The organism is Streptomyces sp. NPDC001904 (assembly GCF_040297005.1).
Taxonomy (GTDB): Bacteria; Actinomycetota; Actinomycetes; order Streptomycetales; family Streptomycetaceae; genus Streptomyces.
Genome location: NZ_JBEOYI010000015.1, coordinates 24,373 through 36,644, shown reverse-complemented (window position 1 = coordinate 36,644; position 12,272 = coordinate 24,373). Strand labels below are relative to the sequence as shown.

The following is a 12,272-nucleotide window of genomic DNA, read 5'->3' as shown; positions in this document are numbered from 1 at the left end:
GCCACCGGGCACTGAGGTTCACCGTCGCCATGCGTGGGCTCCTTTTCGGCGGCTTCCACGACGTGCGGGCGCGGCAGGGCCTGCGCCAGCACCAGGATCGCGACGTGGATGGCCGGTGAGCGCGAGAAACGCGTCGTCGAGTGTGGGGGGCGCCAGAGAGATGTCCGTCACCGCGAGCCCTGCCGCTTCCAGAGTGGCCAGAACGTGCTGGAGATCAGTGGAACCGTTGTCGGTGGCGACCGACACGTGGCCGGTGCGTGCATCGGCCTTCGGCTGGTGCGGGCCCACTCCGGCCAGTACCGAGGCGATGGCTGAGACGGTGTGGGGAGCCGTGGCGCGCAGCGAGATGCGCTCTCCGCCGACGGCCGCCTTCAATTGGGCAGCGGTGCCGGTGGCGATGACACGGCCGTGGTCGATCACGGCAACGGAGTCCGCGAGTTGGTCGGCCTCCTCCAGGTACTGGGTCGTCAGCAGGACGGTGGTGCCGTCGGCCACCAGATCCTGAACCGCTTGCCAGGTGTCGGCTCTTCCGCGCGGATCGAGACCCGTCGTGGGCTCATCGAGGAAGACGACCGCGGGCCGGGTGGTCAGCGCGCCTGCCAGGTCCAGGCGGCGGCGCATACCTCCGGAGAAGCCGCCGCTGGGACGGTCCGCAGCCTCGGTGAGGGTGAACCTGTCGAGGAGATCGGTGACCCGCGCCCGCGCGGTCCTGCGGCTCATGCCGTGCAGCCGGGCGACGAGATAGAGGTTTTCTCGCGCGGTCAGGCGTTCGTCGACGGCGGCGTACTGGCCGGAGAGCCCGATCCGTTGGCGCACTGCGTGGGGCTCGTCGCTGACGTCGTGTCCGGCGACCGTCGCCCGGCCGCCGTCCGGCTGAAGCAACGTGGTCAGGATGCGCACCGTCGTGGTCTTTCCGGCGCCGTTCGGGCCCAGCAGCGCGAGCACGCTGCCCGCCGGGGCCCGCAGGTCGATCCCCGCGAGCGCCCGGCGGTCCCCGAAACTGCGTGTCAGCCCTTCGGTCACGATCGGGTACCCACCGCCAGGGGGCGTGGCGGCAGGCGGTGCGACCGCGGCGAGCGGCAGGGGTTGGCGTGGTACTCCCCGCAGATCCGTTCGGGACGGGCTCATCGGCTGGCCAGCGCGCTGCGCGGCGTGAGGTCGGTCCAGTTGGCGTCGACATAGGCGATGCACTCCTGGCGGGACGCGGGACCGTGGACCGGCTGCCAGCCCGCCGGCACGTCGGCGAATTCGGGCCACAGGGAGTGCTGGCCTTCGTCGTTGACCAGCACGCGGTGCTGCACGGCGGGGTCGTCGAAGGGGTTGGTCATGGTGAGGAGCCTTTCGTCTGCGGGATGGGGTGTGGTCGGCCGGGCTGGGGTGTTCCGCCCGGGTTGTGCCTGTCGGTCCCGCGATCGGGGCCGACAGTCAGGTATGCGGTCAGTGCGTGCGCAGTGCAGCTTCGAGGACGGGCCCGATGAGTGCCCGGGATTCGGGGCGCAGCATCTGGGCGTGGCCGCAGGGGACGTCGTGGACTTCGAGATCGCCCTGGATGTAGAGAGTCCACAGGGAGGGCGTCAGACCGTTCGCCGGATCCTCTTCCGTGGCGCGGAAGAACAGGACGTCGCCGTTGAAGGCGCGCGGGGTGTAGGCACGCATGAGGCGGGCCTGGTGGGCGAAGTTGTCGACCATGGTCTCGATGGTCGAGGGATCCAGCGCTCCCAGCGGACTGCCGGTGTCCCGCAATGCGTCGCGGACGACCGCCGCATCGAGCGGGGCATCGTCGTCCCATGCGGACAGGTCGAGGCCGAGCGCGGTCAGCAGGGCGCGGAAGACGGTGTCGCGTCCGGCGTCCTCCAGGCCGTCGGCGGGAGCCACGGGGAAGGCGTCGAGGACACTCAGCAGAGCCACTTCCTCGCCGGCGCCCTGGAGCTGGACGGCGATCTCCTGGACGACGTTGCCTCCGAAAGACCAGCCGAGCAGGTGGTAGGGGCCGTGCGGCTGGACTGTGCGGAGCTGCGCGACGTAGTGGGCCGCCATCTCCTCGATGCTGTCGGGGAGGTGGTGAGTGCCGTCGAGGTTGGGTGTCTGCAACCCGTAGACCGGTCGGTCGGTGACGTGCTGCAACAGACCTGCGTAGGACCAGGCGAGGCCGCCGGCCGGGTGGATACAGAACAGCGGCGGCAGAGTGCCGGTGGTACGCAGCGGAAGCAGGCACGCGAGGTCCGCGGTGGCTCGGTCGCCGTTTTCCGGGTGCGTGTCGACTTCCGTCAGGGCCGCGGCGAGCCCGGCGGGTGTGGGTGTCTCGAACAGCGCGCGGATGCCCAGCTCGGTGCCGGAGGAGTCGCGTACGCGTGCCAACAGCCGGGCAGCCAGCAGCGAGTGGCCGCCGAGGGCGAAGAAGTCGTCGTCCGCCCAGCAGTGGTCGAGGCCGAGGGCCTCGGCGAACAGGTCGCAGAGCAGATCCTCGCGCGGTCCGGCGGGTGGGCGGCCGGTTCCTCGTGCCATGAGTTCGTCGTCGGGATCCGGCAAAGCGCCGGCATCGAGCTTTCCACTGACTGTGAGTGGCAGCGCGTCGACGGTGACGAATGCCGCGGGAACCATGTAGCCGGGCAGCTCGGCCGCCACGGCCGCTCGCAGAACGTCGCGGTCCGCGAGAGCTGGTGCGTCGGCCGTTGCCGATGGATGTGCGGGCACGACATAGGCGATCAGCTGGTCCGCTCCGTTGCCCTCCGCTCGCGTCCTCGAACGGGCGACGACAGCGGCCTGTGCGAGGCCGGGCTGCTGTTCCAGCACGGCCTCGATCTCTCCGGGTTCCACGCGGTAGCCGCGTACCTTGATCTGCTGGTCCGCTCGGCCGCGGAACTCCAGTCGGCCGTCCGCAGCACAACGGACGAGATCTCCGGTGCGGTACATGCGTTCGCCCGGCGGGCCGAAGGGGTCCGCTACGAAGCGGGTGGCGGTTTCGCCCGGCCTGCCGACGTACCCGCGGGCCAGAGATGCACCGGCGAGGAACAACTCTCCGGTGGAGTTGGGGGCGACGGGGCGAAGGAAGCGGTCGAGAACGTAGGCCCGAGTTCCGGCGACGGGCCGGCCCAGGACAGGAGTGTCCGTGCCGTCGAGGGGCGCGTAGAGAGTGTCCACCGTGGCCTCGGTGGGGCCGTAGAGGTTCCACACGGTCAGGTCGGGCGTTTCACGAAGGCGCCGCCACAGGCCGGGCGGGACGGCTTCTCCGCCGAGAGCCAGTACGGACGGCCGATGGCCGCCGACGGGATCGCAGAGTCCGGCGTCCAGCAGCGCGGCAGCATGACTGGGCGTGGTCTCCAGTACGTCGATGGCTTCTTGGCGGACCAGGCGGACGAGGGCCGCAGGATCCCGGCGGGTGTCGTTGTCGACGATCAGCAGTTCGTTTCCGTCGAGCATCCACAGGACCGGGTCCCAGGAGGCGTCGAAGGACAGCGAGGCGGTGAGGGCAACGCGCAGCCTGCGTCCTCCGACGGCGGTGCGGGCCGGGGCGAAGAGGGCGCGGCGGTGGTGCTCCCACAGCTGGGTTAGTGACCGGTGCTCGACGGCAACTCCCTTGGGGCGTCCCGTGGAGCCGGATGTGTGCAGGACGTATGCCGTGTCGTTGGGGCCGGGTGACGCCGCCGGTGGAGGGTCGGCGGGCAGCGCGGCCACGGTGGACTCGGTTTCGGCGGCGTCCAGCAGGACCGTCTGCCAGGGACCGTCGGGGATCCGGTCCCTGGTGGTCGTGGTCGCTAGGACCACCACGGGTTCCGCGTCCTCCAGCACGGCGCGGATCCGCGCCGCGGGCAGGGCGTCGTCGAGCGGGGCGTAGGCGCCGCCGGCGGCCAGCACGGCGAGCATCGCGGTGATGGATCCGGCCGAGCGCGGCAGCAGGACAGCGACCGTCCGGTCCGGTCCGACGCCACGGGCCCGTAGGAGGTGGGCCAGCCGTGCGCTGTCCTGGGACAGTTCCGCGAAGGACAGGGAGTGTGTGCCGTGGCGTACGGCGATGTCGCTGCTGCGCGCCGCTGCGGCCGTGGTTTCGAAGCCGGCGACCACGGTCGGGTGGAGCGGAGTCGGCCGGGGGCCCTGCCCGCGGGCGAGTAGACCCTCGCGTTGGCCGGTCAGTGCGTCATGGCGGGAGAGCGGCACGTCCGGCTCCGCGACGACGAGCCTGACCAGCTCGACGAAGGAGTGCGCCATGCTCTCGGCCGTCTCGGCGTCGAAGAGGTCCTTGGAGTACTCCAGTTCCCCGGTCAGCTGTCCGTCGTCGGACTGCTCCGAGAAGTTGAACGACAGGTCGAACTTGGCCGCGGTCGTGTCCACTCCCCGCACCATGGCGTGGAGACCCGGCAGGTCGAGAACGGGCTGCCCGGCGTTGTTGAGAGAGAGCATCACCTGGAAGAGGGGATGCCGGGCGAGCGAGCGCGGCGGGGCCAGATGCTCCACCAGTGATTCGAAGGGCAGGTCCTGGTGTGCGTACGCGGCCAGGTCGGTCTGGCGGGTGCGTGCCAGCAAGGTGCGGAAGTCCGGATTGCCGTCGGTACGCACGCGCAGTGTCAGGGTGTTGACGAAGAAGCCCACGAGTGGGGCGAGGGCCTCGTCGGACCGTCCGGCGACGGGGCTGCCGATGACGATGTCATCGCCTGCTCCATGCCTGTCCAGCAGCGCGCAGAGGACGGCGTGCAGGGCCATGAAGGTGCTGGCGCCCTCGCGTCGGGCCAGGGCGGCGAGCCGGTGGCCGTCCTCCTTCGTGAGCGGCAGGGTGATCCGGCCGCCGCTGCCGGAGGCGTGCTCCGGGCGGGGCCGGTCGGTCGGAAGGGACGCTTCGAAGGGCGCACCCGCCAGGACGTCCTTCCAGTGGCTGAGCTGGCGGGCGTGGAGGCTGTCGGGGTCCTCGGGAAGGCCCAGGATGTCCTGCTGCCAGAGCGTGTAGTCGCCGTACTGCACCGGTAGCGGCGTCCACGCGGGGGCGCGACCGCTGCTCCGGGCGGCATAGGCGGCGGCCAGGTCCTGTGCCAGCGGACCCATGGACCATGCGTCGGCCACGATGTGGTGCAGCGTCAGGAGGAGGACATGCTCCTCCTCAGTGATCCGCAGCAGTTCTGCGCGCAGCGGCAGGTCCTCGGTGAGGTCGAACCCCTTTCGGGCTGCTGCGGCCAGCGCCTCGGCGATTCCTTCCGTGGTGCACGGCGTGACGGTGAGGGCTGGGCTGAATCCCTCTACGGGCAGGACACGCTGGACCGGGGTGCCGGACCGGTCGGCCGGTTCACGGAAGACCGTGCGCAGGCTCTCGTGGCGGGCGACGACGTCGCTGAGCGCACGGTGCAGCACTTCTGTCTCCAGGTGCCCCCGCAGGGTCACCGCCATGGGGAGGTTGTACGAGGGGTCCGCCGGGTGCATGCGGTTGAGGAACCACAGCCGGTTCTGCGCGTAGGACAGCGGGAGGTCGGCGGGCCGGACGGTGCGGGCGCGCAGGGTCGGCCGGCCGCGGGCGGCTCCGTCGAGATGGGTGGCGAGCCCGGCCGGGGTGGGGTCCTCGAACAGGGCGCGTACCGGGATCTCGACGCCGAACGCGTTGCGGATGCGGTTGACGATCCGGGTGGCCAGCAGGGAGTGACCGCCGAGCGCGAAGAAGTCGGCGTCGCGGCTGACCGGACCGGTGCCCAGACACTCCGCGAAGAGCGCGCAGAGGATCTCCTCCTGCGGCGTGCGCGGACGTTCGCCGTCGTGGGTCGCATCCGCCTCCGGCTCCGGCAGGGCGGCGAAGTCCGTCTTGCCGTGCGCGGTCAGGGGAATCTCGTCGACCAGTGCGAGGCGGGTCGGTGTCATGTATGCGGGGAGCCGGTCGGCGACGAAGGAGCGCAGCAACGCGGCGGTCGGCTCTCCCGCCGCCGTCTCCGGAACGGCCCAGGCGACCAGCCGGCCGCCGTCCTCACCCTCCTGGACGGTGACCGCCGCATGCCGGACAGCCGGGTGTGCGGTCAGTGCCGCCTCCACCTCGCCGGTCTCGACACGGAATCCGCGTACCTTGACCTGACTGTCCGTACGGCCCACGAAGACAAGGGAGTTGTCCGGGCGCCTGCGGACCAGGTCGCCGGTCCGGTACATGCGGGTGCCAGGGGGGCCGTAGGGGTCGGCGAGAAAGCGGTCCGCGGTCATGCCGGTCGCCTCGTCGTATCCACGGGCCACACCGGCCCCGGCGAGGTACAGCTCCCCGGTGACGCCGGGCGGCGTGGGGCTCAGCCGGGCATCGAGCACCCGCGCGTGCATCCCTGTGATCGCCCGGCCGATGACAGGTACTGAACCACGCGTCACCGGGGCGATCACGCTGTCCACGGTCGCCTCGGTCGGCCCGTAGAGGTTCCACACCGTGACGCCGCTCAGCTCCGCGAGCTCGTTCCACTGTGTCTCGTTGACGGGCTCGCCACCCAGCGCCACGACGCGCGGCCAGGGCTTGCCGGGTGCGAACAGCCCGCACGCGCGCAACTGTTCGAGGAACGAGGGAGTTGTCTCGATGACGTCGATCCGTCGTTCGTGCAACAGCCGCACGAGCGCCTCGGGATCGCGGCGGCTCGCGTCGTCGACCAGATGCAGTTCGTGTCCCGCAACCATCCACAGCAGGGGGTCCCAGGAGGCGTCGAAGGTCGCCGCCGCGGTGAGGGCCACACGCAGCGGACGGCCATTGTTCGCACGCTCGGCGGGGGCGATCAGATGACGCGTGTGGTGCCGCAAAAGATTGGCCAGCGCCCGGTGCTCCACGACCACGCCCTTGGGCCGGCCGGTCGATCCTGAGGTGTGCAGGACGTAGGCGGGCGCGGAGGCGTCCGGTGAGCCCGAGGGAAGGGAGATCGTGTCCACGTCCCCCACGGGCATCTCGTCGAGACAGTGGACGGGGACGCGCACGTCAGCCAGCTCCACCAGGCACTGCCGTTCGGTGAGCAGCACGGTCGGCTGTACGGAGTCCAGGATGTGCGCATTCCGTTCTGCCGGGTGCGTCGGGTCCAGCGGTACGTAGACCGCTCCCGCGCGCAGCACGCCGAAGATGGCTGCGATCTGCCGTCCGGACCGGGGCAGCGCGACAGCGACGCGGTCCCCTGGCCGGACACCCGCGGCGACCAGCCGCCGTGCCACGCCGTTCAGCTCGTCGGACAGTTCACCGAACGTCAGGGCGCGATGCCCTTCGGCCACGGCGATGCGGTTCGGGGTGACCGCCACCTGCATGTCGAGCACGTCGTACACGCTGTGCACCAGGTCCTGCCCCCGGTGCACCTCACCGTCGCGCGGGCCGGTGTCGAGCGCCGCCTCGCGTTGTTCCCTGGTGAGCATGTCCAGGGCGCTCAGGGGGGCGTCGGGAGTGGCGAGCGCCGAGCGCAGCAGGCGAACGAAATGGTCGACGAACCGGCGCACCGTGCTTTCGTCGAAGAGATCGGAGCTGTACTCCACCTCTCCGCTCAGGCCCGCGGGCAGCCCGTCGGGGCCGTGCGACTCGGTGAGGTCCCAGGTGAGGTCGAACTTCGCGCTGTTCCGGTCGGCGGTCAGCACGTGCGCCTTCACACCCGGCAGTTCGAGCCGGGGCGCGGCTGTGTTGTTCAGCGCAAGCATCACTTGGAAGAGGGGGTGCCGGGACAGCGACCTCGGCGGTGCCAGTGCTTCCACCAACTGCTCGAAGGGCAGATCCTGCGCGCCGTAGGCACGCAGGTCTGTCACGCGCGCACGCTCCAGGAGCTCCCGGAAGGCCGGGTCGCCCCCAGCATCGACACGCAGGACCAGCGTGTTGACGAAGAAGCCGACGACGTCGTGGAACTCCTCTTCGTCACGACCCGCGACCGGCGTTCCGACGACGATGTCGTCGCCCGCACCCAAACGGTGCAACAGCGTGGCGAGCACACCGTGCAGCACCATGAAGGGGCTGACACCCGCCCGCCGGGCAAGGGCGACCAGAGCGCGGTGTTCTGCGGCATCCACCCGCACGGGTATGCGGCCTCCGCGGAAGGTGGCCCGTTCCGGGCGCGGCCGGTCGTAGGGCAGGGGGATTTCGGGCGGCAGGCGCTTCAGCGTCTCCCGCCAACCGGTCAGCTGGCGTGTGGTGAGGGAGTCGGTGTCCGTGCGGACGCCGAGCCGCACCTGCTGCCGCAGTGCGTAGTCCGCGTACTGCGCGGGCAGTGGCGTCCAGCCGGGCGCCTGCCCCTTCAGACGGGCTTCGTATGCCTCGCTCAGGTCGCGGATCAGGGGCCTCATCGACCATCCGTCGGCGACGATGTGATGGAGCGTGAGCAGGAGGAGGTGGCTCCGGGTGGTGGCGCTCGGATCGCTGGTGGGCACCAGCACGGCATGGATCGGGGGCTGCCGGGAGATGTCGAAGTCGGGGCCGGGGAAGTCGCCGGGGCGGGCGTCGGGCCGCAGCGGGCTCGTCCGCAGGGCCACGGTGCACGCGTCCGGAGCCAGCACGACCTGGTGCGGTCCCTGCTCGTCCTGCCGATAGACGGTGCGCAGGCTCTCGTGCCGCGCCAGGAGGTCGGCGAAGGCAGCCTGGAGGGCGTCTACATCGAGATCGCCCTCAAGACGAAGGGCGATGGGGATGTGGTAGCGCTCACCGCCCTCTCCCATGTGCTCCAGGAGCCACAGGCGGTGCTGGGCCGCTGAGAGCGGCAGCCGGGCCGGGCGCTGCTGGGTGACGGCTGTGGCCGCCCCGCCCGCAGCCTTTGTGTGGGTGCGCTGGGCGTCGACGGCCAGCGCCAGTGCGGCGGCCGTCGGTGCTTCGAAGAGGGCGCGAACCGGAAGTCGGACGTTCGTACGCTCGGCCACGGAGCTCAGCAGGCGCGTGGCCAGCAGGGAATGGCCCCCGAGGGCGAAGAAGTCGTCCTCCCTACCGACTTCGGCCACGCCGAGCAGATCGGCCATCGCGGCGCAGACCTGCTCCTCCGTCCTCGTGACCGGTGCGTTCGAGGAGCCGGCGGAGACGGCGGTGGCCTCCGGGAGCGCGGACGTGTCCAGTTTCCCGTTCGGGGTCAGTGGGAGCCGCTCGACGAGCGCGTAGGCGGCGGGCACCATGTGAGCAGGCAGCGACGTCACGAGCGCGTCCCGGACCGGGCGCACGTCGTCGCGTACCTGTGCGCCCGCTGCGTCGCCGGACGGTACGAGGAAGGCGGCCAGCCGCTGTCCGTCCGGGCCGCCCCCAAGGACGACCGCGGCCTGCGCGACTCCCGGCAGCGCAATGAGCGCGGCTTCGATCTCCGCCGTCTCCACGCGGTGCCCGCGGACCTTGATCTGCCCGTCGCTGCGCCCGACGAATTCCAGCGAACCGTTCTCGTGCCACCGCACCAGATCTCCGGTGCGATACATCCGTGCTCCCGGCTCCCCGAAGGGATCGGCGAGGAAACGGTCCGCGGTCAGGCCGGGCTGACCCACGTAGCCGCGCGCCACCCCCTCTCCAGCGAGATAGAGCTCCCCCGTCACACCGCTCGGCAGCAGATGCAAGGCCGCGTCCAGGACGTAGGAACGTGCCCCTCGGACAGGGCGCCCGATCAGCGGATCCGTCCCGCGCACGCGTGCGGTGACGGCGTCCACCGTCGTCTCGGTCGGTCCGTAGAAGTTGTAGGCGATAAGGGAATCCTCGGATGCGAGGCGCTCCCACAGGTCGGCGTTGACGGATTCGCCTCCGAGAGCGATCACCGTGGGACGGTGCGGCGTTGTCCGGCCTGTGTCGGTGTCATCGGCGGTGAGGCCGGCGGCCAGGAGCTGTTGCAGGAAACTGGGGGTGGTCTCGATGACGTCCACGCGCCGGGTGCGCAGGAAGGCGACCAGCGCCTCGGGATCACGGCGCGTCTTGTCGTCCACGATGTGCAGGTGATGTCCGCTCAACATCCACAGCAGCGGATCCCAGGAGGCGTCGAAGGAGGTCGCAGCGGTGAGCGCCACACGCAGCTGACGCCTCTGAGCGGCTTGCGCACTCGCGTGGGACTCCGAGCGATGGTGGGCCAGCAGATTGCTGATCGAACGGTGCTCGACGAGCACTCCCTTGGGCCTGCCCGTCGATCCGGACGTGTAGATGAGGTAGGCAGCGTCCTCACCCCGCGGGCCGCTCGTGGCAGGGTCGGGCACCTCGCCCGGGCCGTGGGACAGGGGCCGGACCTTCGTGCCGGTCGGCGCCAGCGCGGCGACCGGGCTGTCGGGCGCGCAGACAAGGAGTGCGGGAGCCGCATCCGCCAGCAGATGAGCGATGCGCTCATCCGGATAGGACAGGTCCACGGGCAGGTAGACGGCACCCGCGCGCAGGACGGCAAGCGGAGCCACGACCGTGTCGAGTGAGCGGGGCAGCGCGACCGCGACGACCGCACCGCGCCCTGCGCCGTCGCCCCGCAGGGCGGTGGCCGCCGCATCGACGGCTCGGTCAAGCTCGGCGAACGTGAGGTTTCCCGTGCCGTCACCGACAGCGGGTGCGTCGGGCATCTCGCGGGCCAGCCGAGACAGGACCTCCGGCAGAGTGGGCTCTTCACCGGCCGTTCGCCCACCCAGCCTCGTGCCCTCCCCGTCGTCCGACAGGCCGGTTCCCATGGCCAGCAGTACGTCCCTCTCCTGCGGGCTCGCCAGTTCCAGTGCGCCAAGGCAGCGCGCCGGGGACGACGCCAGCTCCTCGGTCACCCGCACGATCCGTTCGAGGTGTCCCGCCGCCGCGCGGTCGTCGTAGAGAGCCGCGTTCGCCAGGACATCGATCCGCGCGCCGGCCCCACCGGGCGCGGGATGCACGGCGAGCGTAAGGTCCTCGACCGGCCCGATCGAGAGATTGTGCAGCGTGCCGGACGCAGCACCGAAGCGGAGATCCCCGTCGAAGGCGAGCACGTTCACCGACGGCCCGGTCAGGGGCTCGCCCTGCCGAAGGCCCCTATGCCGCCGCAGTTCCTGGGCCGGGAACCGCTGGTGGCGCAGCACGGCCCGCATGGCGAGCGTCGTCTGTCGCAAGAGGTCCTGGGCCGTGTCCTGGGCGGACAGCCGCAGGCGCAGCGGAAGGACCTGGGACATCATGCCAGGCGTCGCCCGTGCGACCTTGGTGCGCCTCCCGGTCACCGGCATGCCGAGCAGCACGTCGCCCACTCCGCGCATCCGGTGCAGATACGCGGCCGTCCCCGCGACGAAGAGCGCGGGCCAGGCCACCTTGGCGCTCCGCGCGCCGTCCCGCAGCCGCTGCCACCGCTCGCCGTCCAGCACGACCGACTGCCGCAGCACCTGTCCCCCCACAACACCCGGCGCATCGCTGAGCCGTTCTGGCGACGGGGCTCCCGCGAGCTGGTCGCGCCAGTACGCCGCGTCCTCGCTGTACTGGGCCGACTCGCGGTACTGACGGGCCTCGGTGACCAGTGGTCCAAGGGGACGAGACTGGAAGGGGACGTCGGCGCCGTCCGCGAACAGGCCGTACGTCTCGGCGATACGGCCAAGTGCCAAGGCCGCACCGTAACCGTCCAGCACCAGGTGATGCGTGCGCAGGTACAGCAGATGACGTGCCCGCGAAAGCCTGTACAGAGCGAAGGACATGACCGTCGCACCACTCACGCCCACAGGTCTGGCGAGATCCCGACGCATGGCCTCGTGAGCCTCGGCCTCACCATTCGCATTCGCGGACAAGTCGATGAGGGGAACCTCGACAGGCAGGTCACGGCGAACCACCTGCCGCGCCGTGGAGTCTGCCCCCTCATCGGATATCGCGGCACGCATCGCGTCGATCTCGCCCGTCACATGGGCCACGGCCCGAGACAGCGTCGCAGGGTTCAACTCCCCCTGGATGTCGACGTACTCCGCGATCATGAACTCACTGCTCAGCGGACGAAGCGTGTGCGCGAACCACAACGACTCCTGGGCGGGAGTCACCGCGAGCGAGTCGGCAGAGTCTTCAGTGATGCGCTCTCCCCCAGTACCTGTAACGCGTGCCGACACCCTCGATCACCCTTCCGATCTCACACGGCTCGATGCATGTGCGAAGACCCCCACACATCGACTTCCGCGCTTAATCCGAGACGCATGGGACTACGGATTGGTGTGTGACGCGAGACACCCTTTGTTACTACTGCGCAGAACGTCCGCATCGGACCTCGAACGCGTACCCATCCATCGCACGGGAGGGCTACGGATCAACGACGTACGGCACCGCGGCGGCAGCTCGCCGCCATTCGAACGAGAGGGCACACTCGATGTATCGATCAGCGTGGGGCAGGGCATTGAGCGGTATAGCCATGGTCGGCAGCGTCGCAACGTTGGGCCTCGCAGGGGCAACT

3 protein-coding genes are annotated in these 12,272 nt (G+C 70.5%); all 3 read right to left on the bottom strand.

Annotated features, from left to right (window positions below; translation table 11 throughout):
- Positions 1 to 18: 18 nt before the first annotated feature.
- The 3 genes from ABT127_RS23300 to ABT127_RS23290 all read right to left on the bottom strand — a co-directional run bounded on the left by ABT127_RS23300 (position 19) and on the right by ABT127_RS23290 (position 11,898).
- Positions 19 to 1,128 (bottom strand): ATP-binding cassette domain-containing protein, encoded by a 1,110-nt coding sequence (locus ABT127_RS23300; protein ID WP_351453246.1) that lies wholly within the window; start codon positions 1,126 to 1,128, stop codon positions 19 to 21.
- Positions 1,125 to 1,328: an MbtH family protein gene (locus ABT127_RS23295; RefSeq protein WP_351453243.1), complete on the bottom strand. Its 204-nt coding sequence runs from the start codon at positions 1,326 to 1,328 to the stop codon at positions 1,125 to 1,127. The genes ABT127_RS23300 and ABT127_RS23295 overlap by 4 nt, the downstream gene beginning before the upstream one ends.
- 109 nt (positions 1,329 to 1,437) lie before the next feature.
- Positions 1,438 to 11,898, bottom strand: coding sequence for a non-ribosomal peptide synthetase (locus tag ABT127_RS23290; RefSeq protein WP_351453572.1), 10,461 nt, complete (start codon positions 11,896 to 11,898; stop codon positions 1,438 to 1,440).
- Between the last annotated feature and the right edge of the window lie 374 nt (positions 11,899 to 12,272).